Below are 16,517 nucleotides of genomic sequence, written 5' to 3' on the forward strand. Positions count from 1 at the left end.
GGGCGCGACGAATGGACGAATGGCTGCAGGCGGGAACGAAACGACTATCCGTGAGACAGCGCCCGGCGCTGTGTAGCCAGGGCGGCGCAGACCCCGGGGTTGCATGGTTCTCACCTGAGTGTCTGCAGGGCGCTCGTGATCAGCCCGCGGGCCTTCACGCCGTAGACGGCCATGTCGGCGAGTTCGGTGAACGTGTCCGCGTACGCGGCAACCTCACTCGGCTGGGTAAGCGTGAGGTAGCCGGAGACCAGCTCAACGTTCACCTGTCCGGTGTCGAAGATCCAGAACCCTTCCACCGGCATCCGGGAGCGTTCGGTTCGTGTGGGGACCACGCCCAGGCTGACGCTGGGCAGTGAGCCGACCGTGAGGAGGTGGCGGAGCTGTTCCTCCTGCACGTCCGCCCCGCCGAGCCCGTTCCGCAAGACCGATTCCTCAACCAGGAAAGCAAACCGCCGGTCACCTTCGTAGAGGACGCGCTGACGTTCCATGCGGACGGCGACCGCGTCGGCCACGTCGTCCACCTCCACGCGCCTCCGCTGGACGGCACGCAAAACCGCTTCGGTGTAGCCGTAGGTCTGGATCAGGCCCGGAATGAACCACGAGGAGTAGGAGCGGAACCGGCGGGTTCGCCCGAAGAGCGGAAGACGGGCTTCCTGTGCCTGCTTGAGCCCGGCGCGTTCCATGCGCCGCCACCCGACCCACATGCCTTCGACGGTACGCAGCGAGGCCAACAGGTCTTCCGTTTGATCTTCCGACCCGCACGCCTGGCACCACGCCCGGATGTCGTCAGCGGACGGAGGCGTGCGCGCGTTCATGATCCGTGACGACTTGGACGGGTGCCAGGAGCACAGACGGGCGATGTCCCGTCCAGTGAGGCCGGCATCCCGGCACAGCTCGGCGAGTCGATTCGCCAGATCCTGCCGGGCCTGCTGTGCGCTTGATGAGGGTGAGATGGCCATGGTGGTGACAGCTCAGCGCGGTCGATACTCCTCGTGCGGAACGGCCCGTTGCCAGGCTGCTTCGAAGGCGAGGGCGCACAGTTTCACCCGCTCGGGCTCGTCCGTATACTCCCGCCCGTCCTGGTCGAGTTGCCTGTTCCCGGTGAAGTGGTGGAACAGCGCTTGCCCACTGTCGAACAGCCAGAAGTCAGTACCCGGCAAGGCCAAGTCCGTGGTCTGCCGCCGTGGCAGCCACCGGACCAGTTCACCCGCCGCGATGTTCGTGAAAGTGCAGTCGTACTCGTACCACACGTAGTCGCTGATCGGCTCCGACACGATCCGAAGCCGCCGGACCACGACCCCTCGGGCCGTCGCTTCGCTTACCGCGTCGTGCCAGCCGCCCCACCACGAAGAACGGTCAGCGGGGTCGAGGCGCTTCCCCTGCTGCCACGCAATGAACTCGGGGTCATCGAGCATGTAACTGTCACGCATCTCAAGGAACACCGCCGAGTTCTGTGCTCGTGCCAGTGCATGACGGGCGGGTGGCTGCACGACCTGCCTCTCAGTTGTCGTCCGGGCGCGGGATGTACTTCAGCATCACCGCGGGCAGCCGGATGATCGTCTCGTGATCCGGAACGTCCGTGGAGTGGCCCGGGATCGAACCGATCTCCTGGCACGCCTTCACCTCGTCCTCGGTCGCCTTGTACGACTGAATCAGAAGGTCGCCGGTCTCCTCGTGAAGCCAGATCGTCGGAAACTCGTCAGTCGGCGTGTTCGGGATGATGCCGAGGAACTTTAGGGTCATGGCCGCTCCCGCCGTCGAGTGGGTTGCACCAGCATGCACGAGCCTCACCCCCTGCGGTTGAGCAAGGCAAGAGGGCATTCCGACAAAGTGGTTGGGGTGCCTGCGAAGGGACGGGAGCGCTCGCGGTCCCGATCAGGGGGCTCCGCCCCAGCCGCGTCTCTGGTCGCCCAGACGATCCGGCAACGCTCGTCACCGTTGAACCTCACGCCCGCCCTGCCTCGCCGGATTGCGGGGCCAAGGCGTTCGTGTCTTCCAGCCGCACCGTCGGCTCCCCGCACCCGCCCGCCCCGGCCGCCGGCAGGCCCGGTGGTGCGCCGTCGGTGTGGTGGGCCGGGTTCCGGGGGGACGGACGGGGAAGCGATCCGGCATGAGATTCCTCGTGTACGACCGGCTCCTCGGCATCGGCGACGACTACTGGATCGAGGACGCCGACGGCAACAAGGTGTTCCTCGTCGACGGCAAGGCCATGCGGCTGCGCGACACCTGGGAGTTGAAGGACACCCGGGGCCGCGTCCTGATCGACATCCACCAGAAGATGTTCGCGCTGCGCGACACGATGGTGATCGAGCGCGGCGGCGAACCGCTCGCCACCCTCAAGCGCAAACGGCTCTCCCTGCTGCGCAACCACTACCGGGTCGCCATGGCCGACGGCACCGAACTGGACGTCAGCGGCAAGGTGCTCGACCGCGAGTTCGCCATCGAGTACGACGGTGAGCTGCTCGCGGTCGTCTCGCGGCGTTGGCTGACCCTGCGCGACACCTACGGCGTGGACGTGGTCCGCGACGACGCGGACCCCTCGCTGCTGATCGCCCTGGCGGTCTGCGTGATCCACCTGGCGGAGAAGGAACGGGAGGACTGAGGCGGCGGCCCCCGGTGTCAGGCGCGGGGGGCCGGTCGGTCCAGGCCCAGGACGCGGTCCTTGAGGGCCGGGAAGCGCTCCCGGGTCCGGCCGACCTCCGCCGGGTCGAACTCCACCGTGAGGACCTCCTCGCCGGAGCCCGCCTCGGCCAGCACCTCGCCCCAGGGGTCGACCACGATCGAGTGGCCCGCCTGCGGCATCCCGGCGTGGGTCCCGGCCGTACCGCAGGCCAGGACGAACGCCTGGTTCTCCACCGCCCGCGCGCGGGCCAGCAGCGTCCAGTGCGCGCGGCGGCGCTCCGGCCAGCCCGCCGGCACCACGAGGGTCTCGGCGCCCGCGTCGACCAGGGCGCGGAACAGCTCGGGGAAGCGGAGGTCGTAGCAGGTGGCCACGCCGAGGGTGGTGCCGGGCAGGGCGACCGTCACCAGCGTGTCGCCCGCGCTCATCAGCACGGCCTCGCCCTTGTCGAAGCCGAACCGGTGGATCTTGCGGTAGGCGGCGGCCAGGTCACCGGAGGGGGAGAAGACGAGGGAGGTGTTGTAGAGCGCGCCCCGCTCGTCCCGCTCGGGGAAGGAGCCCGCGTGCAGCCAGACGCCGGCCTCGCTGGCGGCCTTCGCCATCGCCTCGTACGTCGGCCCCTCCAGCGGCTCGGCCCGCGCGGCGAACTCCTCGAAGGCGAACGCCCCCGTGGTCCACAGCTCCGGCAGCACCACGAGGTCGGCCCCCGCCTGGGCGCGGACCAGCGACGCCGCCCTCAGGCGGCGGGCTTCGGCCGTTTCGTCCTCGTTCACGGCGATTTGGATCAATGAAGCGCGCACACTACCACCGTCCTGGCATACGAGTCGTTCACTCGGGCCTACGATCGTCACACGAAAGCACTGCCGGGGTGCCGCACAGCAGCGTAACTTGGGGGTCCCTCCCGGCTCGAGCGGAGGCGAGAGCTCGGGGGGCCCACGACGCCCGACGACCGCAGCCACTCCCACTGGCACCGCCGCCACCACCTGCCCGTGTACCGACCGCCGAGGGGTCCCGTTCCGTGAGTCTGCATCCCACCCTCCAGCCCTACGCCGACGCCTGGACTCACTCCATCGAGGCGATATCCGCGCTGGTCCAGCCGCTCGTGGAAGCAGATTGGAACCGTCGAACCCCCTGCCCGGGGTGGTCCGTGCGGGACATCGTCTCGCACGTGATGGGCCTGGACTCGGAGATGCTCGGCGACCCGCGCCCGATCCACGCCCTGCCGCGCGACCTCTTCCACGTCACCAACGAGCACCAGCGGTACATGGAGATGCAGGTCGACGTGCGCCGCCACCACACGGCGCCCGAGATCACCTCCGAGCTGGAGTACATGATCATCCGGCGCAACCGGCAGCTCCGGAACGAGAACCGGCTCCCGACGGCGACGGTGCGCGGCCCCCTCGGCACCGAACTGACGCTGGCGGAGTCCATGCGCCGGCACGCCTTCGCGGTGTGGGCGCACGAGCAGGACCTGCGCGCGGCCCTCGGCGTGCCGGGCAACCTCGACTCCCCCGGCGCGTACGTCGCCCGGGACGTGCTCCTCGCCGAGCTGCCGCGGGTCGTCGCGGACGACGCGCAGGCGCCCCGCAGTTCGGCCGTCGTCTTCGACGTGAGCGGCCCCGTCGAGTTCCTGCGCACGGTCCGGGTCGACATCCAGGGCCGCGGCACCCTGGAGACCTCCCCGGCGCTCGGCCCGGCCGCGAGCCTCGCCCTGGACTGGGAGACGTACGTGCGCCTGGCCTGCGGCCGGATCACGCCGGAGGCGGCGGGGGACCGGGTCAAGACCGACGGTGACCCGGAGCTGGCGGCGGCGATCCTGCGGCACTTCACGGTCACCCCGTAGCACCACGGCCCGCGCCGCCTCTCCCGTGCCCGGTGGCCGGGGAGGCGGCGCCGCCGTCAGACGGGGACGTGCACCGTCTCCACGCGGCTGGCGACCAGCCGTTCCCGCTCCCGGCGGACGGCCCGGCCGCGCAGGCGCAGGATCTGCGAGAGGCCGAGCGCCTGGAGCACGAAGACGGAGGAGAAGGCGACGGCGTAGTTCTGGCCGGTCGCGTCCAGCAGCACGCCCACGGCGAGCAGCGTCGTCATGGAGGCGACGAAACCGCCCATGTTGGTGATGCCGGAGGCGGTGCCCTGACGTTCGGGCGGGTTGGCGGGGCGCGCGAAGTCGAAGCCGATCATCGACGCCGGTCCGCAGGCGCCCAGCACCACGCAGAGCACCACCAGCAGCCACATCGGGGCGTGGTCGGCCGGGTAGAGGAGGGTCGCGGCCCACAGGGCGGCGGTCGTGCCGATTGTGCCGAGGACCAGCGGCATCCGGGCGTCGTGGTGCCGGCCGACGATCTGCCCGTAGACCAGTCCGACGCTCATGTTGGAGACCACGACGAGGGTCAGCAGTTCGCCGGCCCCGGCCTGGGAGAGGCCCTGCGCCTCCACGAGGAACGGCATCCCCCACAGCAGCAGGAAGACCATCGCCGGGAACTGGGTGGTGAAGTGCACCCACAGCCCGAGCCGGGTGCCCGGCTCCCGCCAGGACGTGGCGATCTGGCGCCGGACGTACGCGGCGCCGTGGTGCGGCAGCGGCTCCGGCTCGTGGCCCTCGGGGTGGTCCTTGAGGAAGAGCAGCAGCAGGACGAGGACGACCACACCGGCGAGGGCGCTGCCCGCGAAGGCCGCGGTCCAGCCGACGCCGTGCAGCAGCCGGGCGATGACGAGCGTGGAGACGAGGTTGCCGGCCATGCCGACCAGCCCGGCGAGCTGGGCGACGAGCGGCCCGCGCCGCGCGGGGAACCAGCGCGAGCCCAGCCGCAGCACGCTGATGAAGGTCATGGCGTCGCCGCAGCCGAGCAGGGCGCGCGCGGCCAGCGCCATGCCGAAGCTCGGCGAGAAGGCGAAGCCGAGCTGGCCGGCGGTGAACAGCACCACGCCGATGCCCAGCACCTTCTTGGTGCCGAGCCGGTCGACGAGCAGGCCGACGGGTATCTGCATGCCCGCGTAGACGAGCAGTTGGAGGATGGAGAAGGTGGACAGGGCCGAGGCGTTGACGTGGAAGCGGTCGGCGGCCTCCAGCCCGGCCACGCCCAGCGAGGTGCGGAAGATGACGGCGACGAAGTAGACCGCGACGCCGACGCCCCAGACGGCGACGGCCCGGCGCCCGCCCGGCGGATCACCGGGGAGCGCGCGCCGGCGGGCGGGCCCGGAGGGCCGCGCGGGGTCCGCCGGGCTCATCGCACTTCCCCGCGGGCCAGGTGGGAGAACCAGCCCACGTGCCGGTGGACGACGCCGACGGCCGCCTCCGCGTCGCCGTCGCGCAGCGCCTGGAGGATCTCGCCGTGCTCGACGAGGGTCTTGGCGATCCGGTCGGGGTGGGAGTGCATCACGGCGACGCCCATGCGCAGTTGGCGGTCGCGGAGCTGGTCGTAGAGGCGGGAGAGGATCTCGTTGCCGCCGCTGCGCACGATCTCGGCGTGGAAGCAGCGGTCGGTGACCGCGGCGGCGGCGAAGTCCCCGGCGGCGGCCTGCTCGCGCTGGCGTTCGAGGAGTTCCTCCAGCCGGTCCAGGAGTGCGGGCGGGGCCGGTACGGCCTTGCGGGCCGCGTGCTCCTCGACGAGCAGCCGCGTCTCCACCACGTCGGCGATCTCCTGCGCGGAGACCGGCAGCACCAGGGCGCCCTTCTTCGGGTAGAGCCGGAGCAGTCCCTCGGCCTCCAGCCGGAGCAGGGCCTCGCGCACCGGGGTGCGCGACACGCCCACGGCCTCGGCCAGCTCCCCCTCGGTGAGCAGGGTGCCGCCCTCGTAACGGCGCTCCAGGACGGCTTGCTTGACGTGGGCGTAGACGCGGTCGGCGGCGGGGGGTTGCTTCACGGCCAGGGACATGCCGACAGGATAGATACAACAGGGGTGCAAGGAGGCCGCCGTCCACCATGCGGACGGCCCGCACCCGACCTGGGACGCCGCGATTTCCCCCGCGCGGGGCGCAACCATCCGGGCCTCTGAGGTGTCGCACTGTTGCGGACCCTTCCGCTCACATCCGTTCACACCCACAACCCGGCCGCCCCGCAGGCGACTTCAGACAATCGGGGTAAATCTCTTGATCACTGGCATTCCGGGCACCCGTCTCCGCAGAGCCGCCGTCGTCGCCGTGACCACCGGCGCCGTGCTCGCCGGCGGAGCCCTCGCCACCGCGCCCGCCCAGGCCGCCACCGCGCCGACGATCGCCGCCAAGGGCGGCTTCGTGATGAACGACGCGAACGGCTCCGCCCTCTACACCAAGGCGGCGGACACCAAGCTGTCGACCGGCTCCACGACGAAGATCATGACCGCCAAGGTCGTGCTCTCCCAGCCCAAGCTGAACCTGGACCGCAAGGTCACGATCCAGATGGCGTACAGCGACTACATCGTCTCGAAGAACGCCTCCTCCGCCCGGCTGATCGTGGGCGACAAGGTCACCGTCCGGCAGTTGCTCTACGGGCTGATGCTGCCCTCCGGCTGCGACGCCGCCTACGCGCTGGCCGACGCCTACGGCACGGGCTCGACGCGGGCGGCCCGGGTGAAGTCGTTCATCGGCCAGATGAACACCACCGCCAAGAACCTCGGGATGAAGAACACCCACTTCGACTCGTTCGACGGCATCGGCAACGGCACCAACTACTCCACCCCGCGCGATCTGACGAAGCTCGCGAGCAACGCGATGAAGAACGCCAACTTCCGCGCCATCGTCAAGACCAAGTCGTACACCGCCAAGACGACGACGAAGACCGGCGGCACCCGCACCATGGCGGCCTGGTCCAACACCAACACCCTGCTCGGCAGCTACAAGGGCGCGACCGGGGTGAAGACCGGCTCGGGCCCCGCGGCCAAGTACTGCCTGGTCTTCGCCGCGACCCGGAACGGCAAGACCGTGATCGGCACCGTCCTGGCGTCCTCCTCCGCCGACCAGCGCGGCAAGGACGCGACCCAGCTCATGAACTACGGCTTCGCCCGGCTGGGCTGACGCCCGCACCACCCCACGAAGGGCCCGTCGCCTCGGCGACGGGCCCTTCGGCGTTCTCCGAGCCCTGCCGGTCCCGGAGCCCACCCGCAGCCCTCCCGGAATGGAGCGCATGGTGATAGTGTCAGTAGCACCATGCTGCTGAGTCTCGACAAGAACGACACCCGTCCCCTGCACGAGCAGGTCGCCGGAGCGATCCGGCGGGCCATCGCCGAGGGCGAGTGCGGGCCCGGCGACCGCCTGCCGTCGGCCCGCGACCTCTCCGAGGCCCTGGACGTCAACGTCAACACCGTGCTGCGCGGACTGCGCGGACTGCGGGACGAGGGCCTGCTCGACTTCCGCCGGGGCCGGGGCGTCACCGTCGCCGAGGGCGCCGACGCGCGCTCCGTGCTGCACCTGCGGACACGGGAGCTGATCGCCGAGGCGGCCCGGCTGGGCTACAGCAGGAACGATGTCGTCGACATGATCAGGGGGCTGCCGTGACGGACAGGACGAAGGGGACGCCGGGCGCGAGGCGCGGACCCAGGACCCCGGCCGCGCCGAGGACGGCCGGCCACGGTCCGGGCGGGCCGGCCGGCGCCGGGACGGGCGGGCTCGGCACCGGGAGCGGGACCGGTACGGGCAGCGGGGGCGGCACCGCCGCGCGCCGGGCCGGTCCGGTGTGGCCGGCCTGGCTCTGGACGGCCGGGATCACGGCGGTGCTCGCCGGGTCCCCGCTCCTGGCGCGCGAGCGGCTGCCCGACCGTCTCGCCACCCACTGGAACTCCTCCACGCCGGACGGGTCGATGCCGCTGTGGGCGGCCTCCGCCGTCCCCGCGCTGGTCTGGCTGGCGATGGCGGTGGCCGTGATCCTGACCGCCCGGCGGACCCCGGGACTGTGGCCGGCCGTCCTGCTGCCGACCGGCGTCGTGCTGGGCGGGGCGCAGGCCGCCATCGTCCGGTCCAACCTCGACGTCGCCGACTGGCACCAGGCGCGGATGCCGGGCTGGTGGGTCGCGGCGGTCCTGATCGGCGCGACGCTCGCCGGGGTGGCCGGCTGGCTCCTCGTCACCCGGCGCCACACCGGCGGCCGGGACGGCGGGGACGGCACGCCGGCGCTGGAGATCCCCGAGGGCCGGCGGATGGTGTGGTTCTCCCGCGCCGCCAACCCCTGGCTGCAACTGCTCGCCGCTCTGACCGGCCTCGGGGCGGTCGCCACGCTCGCCGCGCTCGCCGGGGGCGTGGCCGAACCGGACGCGCTGTGGGGGCTGTTCGCCGGGCTGGCCGTCGCCTCGCTCGCGGGGGGCCTGTGCTCCTCGGTGCAGGCCCGCGTCTCGGAACGGGGGCTGGAGGTCTCCTTCGGCCCCTTCAACTGGCCCCGGCGCCGCTGGCCCGCGGCCGACATCGTCACCGCCCGCGCGGAGCGGCGCAGTCCCTCGCAGGTCGGGGGGTGGGGGTACCGCTTCAGCGGCCTGGGCACGACGGTGATGCTGCGCGCCGGGGAGTGCCTGGTGGTACGGGCCCGGGGGCGCCGCTCGGACTTCGCGGTGAGCGTCGACGACGCCGAACGGGGCGCGGCCCTGCTCAACGCGCTGGCCGGCCGCACCGGCTGACCCGGTCCGGCGTCGTACCACCGCGCCATCCGACCACTGCGGACACCGGAACGCCGGGGCAGCCCCACTGGGCCGCCCCGGCGTTCCGTGTCCCGTCCTGCGCTCAGCCCCAGGTGAGCAGGCGCTTGGGGCGCTCCAGGATCGCCGCCACGTCGGCGAGGACCTTGGAACCCAGCTCCCCGTCGACCAGGCGGTGGTCGAAGCTCAGCGCCAGGGTGGTGACCTGACGCGGCTTCACCTTGCCCTTGTGCACCCACGGCTGGAGCTTGATCGCGCCCACCGCGAGGATCGCCGACTCCCCCGGGTTGAGGATCGGCGTACCGGTGTCGACGCCGAAGACGCCGACGTTGGTGATGGTCACCGTGCCGCCCTGCATCGCGGCCGGGGAGGTCTTGCCCTCCCGGGCCGTCGCCACCAGGTCGCCCAGGGACTCGGCCAGTTGCGGCAGGGTCCGGCCGTGGGCGTCCTTGATGTTCGGCACGATCAGGCCGCGCGGGGTGGCCGCGGCGATGCCCAGGTTGACGTAGTGCTTGACCACGATCTCCTGGTTCGCCTCGTCCCAGGAGGCGTTGATCTCCGGGTTGCGCCGGATGGCGACCAGCAGGGCCTTGGAGATCAGGAGCAGCGGGTTGACCCGCAGACCCTCGAACTCGCGGTCCTGCTTCAGCTCCTCGACCAGCTTCATGGTCCGCGTCACGTCGACGGTCACGAACTCCGTGACGTGCGGCGCGGTGAAGGCCGAGCCGACCATCGCGGCGGCCGTCGCCTTGCGGACGCCCTTGACCGGCACGCGGGTCTCGCGCGCCGTGTCGTACGACACCGCCGCCGGGGGCGCGGCGGCCACCGGCGCGGCCGGGGCCGGTTCGGGGGCGGGAGCGGCGGCCGGTGCGGGCGCCGCCGCGGCGTGCACGTCCTCGCGGGTGATGACGCCGTCCGGGCCGGAGGGCACCACGGTCGTCAGGTCGACGCCGAGGTCCTTGGCCAGCTTGCGCACCGGCGGCTTGGCCAGCGGGCGTTCCCGGGTGGCCGGGGCCTGCCCGTTCGCCCCGGCGGGGGCGGCGGGCGCGGGCGCGGCGGGGGCGGCCGGCGCGGTGGCCGGTTCCTCGGCGGCCGGGGCCGGGGCGCCCTTGCGGGGGCGGCGGCGGGTCGAGGAGGTGGCCACCCCATAGCCGACCAGGACGGGCTGGCGGCCCTCCTTGCGCGGCTCCCCGGCGGCCTCGGCCGGCGCGGCGGCCGGCTCCGGCGCGGGCGCGGGCGCGGTCTCCTCGGCGGGGGCGGGGGTCTCCGCGGGTGCGGGCACCGCCGCGCCGCCGCCGACGGCGACCGCGATGATCGAGGTGCCCACGTCGACCGTGGCGCCCTCGGGGAAGTGCAGGGCACTGACCACGCCGTCGTAGGGGATGGGGAGTTCGACGGCGGCCTTCGCCGTCTCGACCTCGCACACCACCTGTCCGTCGGTGACCGTGTCACCGGGCTTGACGTACCACGTGAGGATCTCGGCCTCGGTCAGCCCCTCGCCCACGTCGGGCATCCTGAACTCGCGTACCGAGCTGTCGGTCATCGTCGTCACGGCCTCTCCTCAGTACGCCAGCGAGCGGTCGACGGCGTCCAGCACCCGGTCCAGATCGGGCAGGTACTCCTCCTCCAGGCGGGCCGGCGGGTACGGGGCGTGGTAGCCGCCGACCCGGAGCACCGGGGCCTCCAGGTGGTAGAAGCAGCGCTCCGTGATCCGGGCGGCGATCTCCGCGCCCGAGCCGAAGAAGACGGGCGCCTCGTGCACGACGACCAGCCGGCCGGTCTTCTCCACCGACGCCTGGACGGCGTCGAAGTCGAGCGGGGAGACCGAGCGCAGGTCGAGCACCTCCAGGGAGCGGCCCTCCTCGGCCGCCGCGTCGGCGACCTCCCGGCAGAGCTTCACCATCGGGCCGTACGCGGCGAGCGTGAGGTCGGTGCCCTCGCGGACCACGCGGGCGGTGTGCAGCGGGCCGGGGATGGCCTCCGTGTCGACCTCGCCCTTGTCCCAGTAGCGGCGCTTGGGCTCGAAGAAGATCACCGGGTCGTCGCTCTGGATGGCCTGCTGGAGCATCCAGTAGGCGTCCGACGCGTTGGACGGGGAGACCACCTTGAGGCCCGCCACGTGGGCGAAGAGCGCCTCGGGGGACTCGGAGTGGTGCTCGACCGCCCCGATGCCGCCGCCGTAGGGGATGCGGATGACGACCGGCAGCTTGACCCTGCCCAGCGAGCGGGCGTGCATCTTGGCGAGCTGCGTGACGATCTGGTCGTAGGCCGGGAACACGAAGCCGTCGAACTGGATCTCCACCACCGGCCGGTAGCCGCGCAGGGCCAGGCCGATGGCGGTGCCGACGATGCCGGACTCGGCGAGCGGCGTGTCGATGACGCGGTCCTCGCCGAAGTCCTTGTGGAGCCCGTCCGTCACCCGGAAGACGCCGCCGAGCTTGCCGACGTCCTCGCCCATGACGAGGACCTTCGGGTCCGTCTCCAGCGCGCGGCGCAGCGACTCGTTGATCGCCTTGGCCAGGGCCAGGTTCTTCACCGTCTGCGACATCTCAGACCCCCTCGGAGTCCGCGAACGACGCCTGGTAGGCGGCGAACTGGGCCCGTTCCTCGTCGACGAGCGCGTGCCCGTCCGCGTACACGTTCTCGAAGACGGCGAAGCGGTCCGGGTCCGGCATGGCGCGGACCACCTCGCGCACCCGCCTGCCCAGCGCCTCGCTCTCGGCCTCCAGCTCGCCGAAGAACGCCTCGTCCGCGTGGCCGTCGGCCTCCAGGTGGCGGCGCAGGCGCAGGATCGGGTCCTTGGCCTCCCAGGCGGCCCGCTCGTCGTCGTGGCGGTAGCGGGAGGGGTCGTCGGAGGTGGTGTGGGCGCCCATGCGGTAGGTGAACGCCTCGATGAGCGCCGGGCCCTCGCCGCGCCGGGCCCGGTCCAGGGCCCAGCGGGTGACCGCGAGGGAGGCGAGCACGTCGTTGCCGTCCACGCGGACGCCGGGGAAGCCGAAGCCCTGGGCGCGCTGGTAGAGCGGCACCCGGGTCTGCTTCTCGTTGGACTCGGAGATGGCCCACTGGTTGTTCTGGCAGAAGAACACGACGGGGGCGTTGTAGACCGCGGCGAAGTTGAACGCCTCGCTGACGTCGCCCTGGCTGGAGGCGCCGTCGCCGAAGTAGGCGATCACGGCCGAGTCGGCGCCGTCCTTGGCGACGCCCATGGCGTAGCCGGTGGCGTGCAGCGCCTGGGAGCCGATGACGATCGTGTAGAGGTGGAAGTTGTTGCCGTTGGGGTCCCAGCCTCCGTTGTTGACCCCGCGGAACATGCCGAGGAGGTTGGTCGGGTCCACCCCGCGGCACCAGGCGACGCCGTGTTCGCGGTAGGTGGGGAAGACGTAGTCGTCCTCGCGGGTGGCCCGGCCGGAGCCGATCTGGGCGGCCTCCTGGCCGAGCAGCGAGGCCCACAGGCCCAGCTCGCCCTGGCGCTGGAGGGAGGTGGCCTCGGCGTCGAAACGCCGGGTCAGCACCATGTCGCGGTAGAGGGCGCGCAGCTCGTCGGCGGTGATGCCGTCGACGTACGACGCGTACTCCGCGTCGGCGGCGTTCTTGACGCGCTTGCCCTCGGGCGTCAGCAACTGCACGAGCTGCGTCTCGGAGCCCTTCTTGGCGGTGGTGCGGGTGGTGCGTTTGGTGCCGGTGGTACTGGCCTTGCCTCCGGCGCTGCGTCGCGGCTTGCGCGCGGCAGTGCTCTCCACGGTCACGTGTGCTCCTCCGTCGGTCCGGCGCCCGGGTTCGCCGGGTGCTGGGATTCCCCCGGCTCCGTTCAGGAGATGGGGGAGCGGCTCGCCCGAGCTCCTCCGACGCACAGGGTGGGTGCGGACCGGACGGAGTCAGGCGTGACAGGTGCCCCGGCGAGCGCCCTGCACAAGGCACGTTACCCAGTGCTCCACATTTCTGTGAAACCCTGCCTGACCTGCGTTTTTACTTGGGTTTCCAAGTAAATCGGCACAGTCCGGAACAGTGCTGGTCAACAGCCTTGCAGGGGGCCGGAACAACGGCACGTTATCCCGGGCACCCCGGGCACGGGAAGAGTCGGTGTGTGAGACTGACTCCGTGCGCGAATGTGAACAAATCCGGGTATTCCTCCTTGATGACCACGAGGTGGTCCGCCGGGGGGTGCACGAGTTGCTCGCCGGCGAGCCCGACATCGAGGTGGTCGGCGAGGCCGGGACGGCGGCCGACGCCCTGGCGCGCATCCCCGCCGCCCGCCCCGACGTGGCCGTGCTGGACGTGCGGCTGCCGGACGGCAGCGGGGTGGAGGTCTGCCGCGAGATCCGCTCCGGCGACGAGTCCGTGCGGTGCCTCATGCTCACCTCCTTCTCCGACGACGAGGCCCTCTTCGACGCGATCATGGCCGGGGCGGCCGGCTACGTCCTCAAGGACATCCGCGGCACCGAGCTGCTCTCCGCCGTCCGGGACGTCGCCGCCGGCCGGTCGCTGCTGGACCCCTCGGCCACCGCGCGCGTGCTGCGCCGGCTGCGGGAGGGCGAGCGGCGCGGCGACGACCGGCTGGCCCGGCTCACCGGGCAGGAGCGGCGCATCCTGGAGCTGATCGGCGAGGGGCTCACCAACCGCGCCATCGGCGAGCGGCTGCACCTCGCCGAGAAGACCATCAAGAACTACGTGTCGAGCCTGCTGGCCAAACTGGGGATGCAGCGGCGCTCCCAGGCCGCCGCGTTCGTCGCCCGGATGCAGGCCGAACACCGCTGACCGGGCCGGCCGGTCCGCCGTACGGGTGCCGGCCACCCGCCCGGTCCGCCGCATTCGGGACTTACGTCCCCCCGCACCGGGGGCGGGCGACTCTGTGCGAAACGCGTCCGCTCACGCACAGTGAGTGCATGCGTTCCGACGAACAGCTCGCGGTCGGCCTGCTGGGCCGCACCGCCTACGGCCGGGCGGCCACCAGTCTGCGCGCCCTGCCCACCCTCGCCTTCGCGCGGCACATCGTGGCCGACGGCCACGTCCTGCTGCGCATGCCCCGAAGCTGCGGATACCACGAGGTCTGCGCCGGGAGCGTCGTCGCCTACGGCTCGGACAACCTCGGCTCGGCCCGGCCGGGCGAGGGGCTGTGGGCCGCGCAGGTGGTGGGCCGCTGCGAGCCGCACGAGCCGACCGCCGCCGAGATCGAGCGGTTCGGGCCGGCCCCGCTCCAGGTGGACGGCGAACCGTACGACCCCGTCTACCTGCGCATCGAGCCCCGCTTCGGCACCGTGCACGCCGCGGACGGCGTCCCGGAGCAGCAGTGCGCCTCCGCGCTGCGGCCCGCCGCCCCCGGCGAGCGCTGAGCGCCGTACACCCCCCGACGCGCCGCGCGCGTGCTCCCCGTCGTCGGGGCGCACGCGCGCGGTGGGCGGTTCGGGTACGGCGGGCTCGGATCAGCCGCCGCCGGGGTTCTCGACGCCGCCGCCGGGGTCCTCCTCGCCCTCACCCGGCGGGGTGACCGGCGGCGAGGGGTTCGAGGTCTGGCCGCCGCCCGGCTGCTCGTTCGACGGCGAGGTCGGCGGCGTCTGGTCGTCCGGCACGTCGTCGCTCGGCTCCTGCGTGGTGGGCTGCGTCGGCGGGTAGGACGGCGTGTACGGCGGGGTGTAGCCGCCGCCGTAGCCGCCGCCGTTGCCGCCCTGGCCGGCGTTGGGGTCGGTGGTGTGCTCGGTCGCCTCGTCGCTCGGCGTCTCGCTGGGCTCGTCGTTCCGGGCGGTCGGCGAGGTGGTGGGCGACTGGCTGGTGCCGGTGTCGCCGCTCGTGCCGTCGCCGCCGTTGTTCAGCGCCAGGGCGACTCCCGCGACCACGGCGATCACCGCGAGCACGGCCAGCACCCACAGCTTGCCCCGGCCGCCGCCCGCGTTGCCGTGGCCCTCGAAGCCGCCGTCGTCGCGCCCGCCGTAGCCGGCGGGGAGTATCGGCTGGGGGATCTGCGTGGTGCCCGCGCCCATGTCCGGGTGGGGCAGCGCGGTCGTGCCCGCCATGCCGCCCGCCGGGGTGTGCCGGCCGTCGTGCATGTCGACCGGGCCGGTGTTCCAGGTGCCGGTGTGACCGCCCTGGTCGTAGAGCATCTGGAGCGCGTACTGGATCAGACCGCGCATCTCCTCGGCGGTCTGGAACCGGTCGTCCGGCTCCTTCGCCAGCGAGCGCATGACGAGCCCGTCCAGCTCCGGCGGGCAGGCGTCGGAGACCTCGGAGGGCGGCGTGGGGATGTCCTGGACGTGCTGGTAGACCACCGACAGCGGGGTCTCGCCGGTGAACGGCGGGCGCAGCGTGAGGAGTTCGTAGAGCATGCAGCCGGTGGCGTACAGGTCGGAGCGGCGGTCGACCGGCTTGCCGAGGGCCTGCTCCGGGGAGAGGTACTGCGGGGTGCCCATGACCATGCCGGTCTGCGTCATCGTCGTCGACGCCCCGTGCAGGGCGCGGGCGATGCCGAAGTCCATGACCTTCACGGCGCCGTTGTGCGTGATGATCACGTTCGCCGGCTTGATGTCGCGGTGCACGATGCCGTGCTGGTGCGAGTAGGCCAGCGCCTCCAGGACGCCCGTGACGATGATCAGGGCCTGCTCGGGGCCGGGCGCCTCGGCGTTGAGGAGGAGGTCGCGGATGGTGCGCCCCTCCACGATCTCCATGACGATGTACGGCACGGACTGGCCGCCGACCATGTCCTCGCCGGAGTCGTACACCGCCACGATGGCATGGTGGTTGAGACCGGCCACGGACTGCGCCTCGCGCGTGAAGCGGGCCTTGGAGGTGGGGTCCTCCGCCAGATCGGCACGGAGCAGCTTCACCGCCACGGTGCGCCCGAGCCGCACGTCCTCGGCGGCGAACACCTCGGCCATGCCGCCCCGGCCGAGTCTGTGCGTCAGCCGGTACCGGCCGTCGCCGACCAGTCCGCCGTTCCCCCAGGCCTCCGGCGCGTCAGACGTACCGCCGCCAGTCGCCTCGGGGTCGGACGGGCCCTGGGCGCGCTGCTGCTGTGCCATCAGTCCTCGCCGTCGTTTCTGCCCGCGATGCGCGCGGTGTTGTCACGGTCTCCGTCGGCCACGCTACAGCCTTCGCAGGGGCCTCCGGTCCGAGATGGGCGCCAGGACCGGCACGAGACGGACCGGTCATGAAACCCCGCCCCCGCGCCGTCGTGCAAATCCCGCACACCTGCCGTGTGCCCGCTGTAACGCTTCCGCGACGCTTCATTCGCGTACGGTCACGGAACGGGCACCGCGCTTGACGTGTCGGTGCCCTGGGGCAGACTTGGCCCGGAATAACACTTT

17 protein-coding genes are annotated in these 16,517 nt (G+C 72.3%); 7 read left to right on the plus strand and 10 right to left on the minus strand.

Annotated features, from left to right (window positions below):
• Positions 1–110 precede the first annotated feature (110 nt).
• The 3 genes from J5Y05_RS13830 to J5Y05_RS13840 form a co-directional block, all read right to left on the minus strand.
• Positions 111–959, minus strand: coding sequence for a helix-turn-helix domain-containing protein (locus tag J5Y05_RS13830; RefSeq protein WP_210872076.1), 849 nt, complete (start codon positions 957–959; stop codon positions 111–113).
• Between the two features lie 12 nt (positions 960–971).
• Positions 972–1,430 carry a DUF6879 family protein gene (locus tag J5Y05_RS13835; protein WP_210872767.1) on the minus strand — a complete coding sequence of 153 codons (459 nt, stop codon included), beginning with the start codon at positions 1,428–1,430 and terminating at the stop codon, positions 972–974.
• 70 nt (positions 1,431–1,500) lie between these two features.
• Positions 1,501–1,743: a hypothetical protein gene (locus J5Y05_RS13840; RefSeq protein ID WP_210872078.1), complete on the minus strand. Its 243-nt coding sequence runs from the start codon at positions 1,741–1,743 to the stop codon at positions 1,501–1,503.
• 367 nt (positions 1,744–2,110) lie between these two features.
• On the opposite strand from J5Y05_RS13840, the gene J5Y05_RS13845 reads away from it, so the two are divergent.
• Complete coding sequence (locus J5Y05_RS13845; protein ID WP_210872080.1) at positions 2,111–2,602, plus strand: LURP-one-related/scramblase family protein; 492 nt, start codon at positions 2,111–2,113, stop codon at positions 2,600–2,602.
• Between the two features lie 17 nt (positions 2,603–2,619).
• Here the strand turns inward: J5Y05_RS13845 and J5Y05_RS13850 are convergent, their stop codons facing one another.
• Positions 2,620–3,420, minus strand: a complete 801-nt coding sequence (locus J5Y05_RS13850) for a carbon-nitrogen family hydrolase (protein ID WP_210872083.1) — start codon at positions 3,418–3,420, stop codon at positions 2,620–2,622.
• 218 nt (positions 3,421–3,638) lie between these two features.
• Here J5Y05_RS13850 and J5Y05_RS13855 point away from each other — a divergent pair, with 218 nt between their 5' ends.
• Complete coding sequence (locus tag J5Y05_RS13855) at positions 3,639–4,463, plus strand: maleylpyruvate isomerase family mycothiol-dependent enzyme (protein ID WP_210872085.1); 825 nt, start codon at positions 3,639–3,641, stop codon at positions 4,461–4,463.
• 56 nt (positions 4,464–4,519) lie between these two features.
• Here J5Y05_RS13855 and J5Y05_RS13860 read toward each other — a convergent pair whose 3' ends face one another.
• Together J5Y05_RS13860 and J5Y05_RS13865 are read right to left on the minus strand one after the other, a co-directional pair.
• On the minus strand, positions 4,520–5,851 hold the full coding sequence (locus J5Y05_RS13860; protein ID WP_210872087.1) for an MFS transporter: 1,332 nt from the start codon (positions 5,849–5,851) through the stop codon (positions 4,520–4,522).
• On the minus strand, positions 5,848–6,498 hold the full coding sequence (locus J5Y05_RS13865) for a GntR family transcriptional regulator (protein ID WP_210872089.1): 651 nt from the start codon (positions 6,496–6,498) through the stop codon (positions 5,848–5,850). The genes J5Y05_RS13860 and J5Y05_RS13865 overlap by 4 nt, the downstream gene beginning before the upstream one ends.
• A gap of 214 nt (positions 6,499–6,712) precedes the next feature.
• Here J5Y05_RS13865 and J5Y05_RS13870 point away from each other — a divergent pair, with 214 nt between their 5' ends.
• From J5Y05_RS13870 to J5Y05_RS13880, 3 genes are all read left to right on the plus strand, one after another.
• Positions 6,713–7,615, plus strand: coding sequence for a D-alanyl-D-alanine carboxypeptidase family protein (locus tag J5Y05_RS13870; RefSeq protein WP_210872091.1), 903 nt, complete (start codon positions 6,713–6,715; stop codon positions 7,613–7,615).
• A 132-nt stretch (positions 7,616–7,747) separates the two neighbouring features.
• Positions 7,748–8,095 carry a GntR family transcriptional regulator gene (locus J5Y05_RS13875; RefSeq protein ID WP_210872093.1) on the plus strand — a complete coding sequence of 116 codons (348 nt, stop codon included), beginning with the start codon at positions 7,748–7,750 and terminating at the stop codon, positions 8,093–8,095.
• 176 nt (positions 8,096–8,271) lie between these two features.
• Positions 8,272–9,204 carry an SdpI family protein gene (locus tag J5Y05_RS13880; protein ID WP_210872769.1) on the plus strand — a complete coding sequence of 311 codons (933 nt, stop codon included), beginning with the start codon at positions 8,272–8,274 and terminating at the stop codon, positions 9,202–9,204.
• A 103-nt stretch (positions 9,205–9,307) separates the two neighbouring features.
• Here the strand turns inward: J5Y05_RS13880 and J5Y05_RS13885 are convergent, their stop codons facing one another.
• The 3 genes from J5Y05_RS13885 to pdhA are packed head-to-tail and all read right to left on the minus strand — an operon-like array spanning position 9,308 to position 12,968.
• Positions 9,308–10,774 carry a dihydrolipoamide acetyltransferase family protein gene (locus tag J5Y05_RS13885; protein WP_210872095.1) on the minus strand — a complete coding sequence of 489 codons (1,467 nt, stop codon included), beginning with the start codon at positions 10,772–10,774 and terminating at the stop codon, positions 9,308–9,310.
• A gap of 9 nt (positions 10,775–10,783) precedes the next feature.
• Complete coding sequence (locus tag J5Y05_RS13890; protein ID WP_210872097.1) at positions 10,784–11,770, minus strand: alpha-ketoacid dehydrogenase subunit beta; 987 nt, start codon at positions 11,768–11,770, stop codon at positions 10,784–10,786.
• Between the two features lies 1 nt (position 11,771).
• Positions 11,772–12,968 carry a pyruvate dehydrogenase (acetyl-transferring) E1 component subunit alpha gene (gene pdhA, locus J5Y05_RS13895; RefSeq protein WP_210872099.1) on the minus strand — a complete coding sequence of 399 codons (1,197 nt, stop codon included), beginning with the start codon at positions 12,966–12,968 and terminating at the stop codon, positions 11,772–11,774.
• Between the two features lie 352 nt (positions 12,969–13,320).
• On the opposite strand from pdhA, the gene J5Y05_RS13900 reads away from it, so the two are divergent.
• Positions 13,321–13,977, plus strand: coding sequence for a response regulator (locus J5Y05_RS13900; protein ID WP_210872101.1), 657 nt, complete (start codon positions 13,321–13,323; stop codon positions 13,975–13,977).
• 128 nt (positions 13,978–14,105) lie between these two features.
• Positions 14,106–14,552, plus strand: coding sequence for a pyridoxamine 5'-phosphate oxidase family protein (locus tag J5Y05_RS13905; protein WP_210872103.1), 447 nt, complete (start codon positions 14,106–14,108; stop codon positions 14,550–14,552).
• A 90-nt stretch (positions 14,553–14,642) separates the two neighbouring features.
• On the opposite strand, the gene J5Y05_RS13910 is transcribed toward J5Y05_RS13905, so the two are convergent.
• The gene (locus J5Y05_RS13910; RefSeq protein ID WP_210872105.1) at positions 14,643–16,232 is read right to left on the minus strand and encodes a protein kinase domain-containing protein; all 1,590 of its coding nucleotides are present in this window, start codon (positions 16,230–16,232) and stop codon (positions 14,643–14,645) included.
• Positions 16,233–16,517: the final 285 nt, after the last annotated feature.

It is taken from the genome of Streptomyces tagetis (assembly GCF_018069565.1).
Lineage (GTDB): Bacteria > Actinomycetota > Actinomycetes > Streptomycetales > Streptomycetaceae > Streptomyces > Streptomyces tagetis.

What these genes read in the sequence shown, in the direction of transcription:
- J5Y05_RS13830 (WP_210872076.1), bottom strand. Translation starts at nt 959, where the DNA reads ATGGCCATCTCACCCTCATCAAGCGCACAGCAGGCCCGGCAGGATCTG.
- J5Y05_RS13835 (WP_210872767.1), bottom strand. Translation starts at nt 1,430, where the DNA reads ATGCGTGACAGTTACATGCTCGATGACCCCGAGTTCATTGCGTGGCAG.
- J5Y05_RS13840 (WP_210872078.1), bottom strand. Translation starts at nt 1,743, where the DNA reads ATGACCCTAAAGTTCCTCGGCATCATCCCGAACACGCCGACTGACGAG.
- J5Y05_RS13845 (WP_210872080.1), top strand. Translation starts at nt 2,111, where the DNA reads ATGAGATTCCTCGTGTACGACCGGCTCCTCGGCATCGGCGACGACTAC.
- J5Y05_RS13860 (WP_210872087.1), bottom strand. Translation starts at nt 5,851, where the DNA reads ATGAGCCCGGCGGACCCCGCGCGGCCCTCCGGGCCCGCCCGCCGGCGC.
- J5Y05_RS13865 (WP_210872089.1), bottom strand. Translation starts at nt 6,498, where the DNA reads ATGTCCCTGGCCGTGAAGCAACCCCCCGCCGCCGACCGCGTCTACGCC.
- J5Y05_RS13875 (WP_210872093.1), top strand. Translation starts at nt 7,748, where the DNA reads ATGCTGCTGAGTCTCGACAAGAACGACACCCGTCCCCTGCACGAGCAG.
- J5Y05_RS13890 (WP_210872097.1), bottom strand. Translation starts at nt 11,770, where the DNA reads ATGTCGCAGACGGTGAAGAACCTGGCCCTGGCCAAGGCGATCAACGAG.
- J5Y05_RS13905 (WP_210872103.1), top strand. Translation starts at nt 14,106, where the DNA reads ATGCGTTCCGACGAACAGCTCGCGGTCGGCCTGCTGGGCCGCACCGCC.
- J5Y05_RS13910 (WP_210872105.1), bottom strand. Translation starts at nt 16,232, where the DNA reads ATGGCACAGCAGCAGCGCGCCCAGGGCCCGTCCGACCCCGAGGCGACT.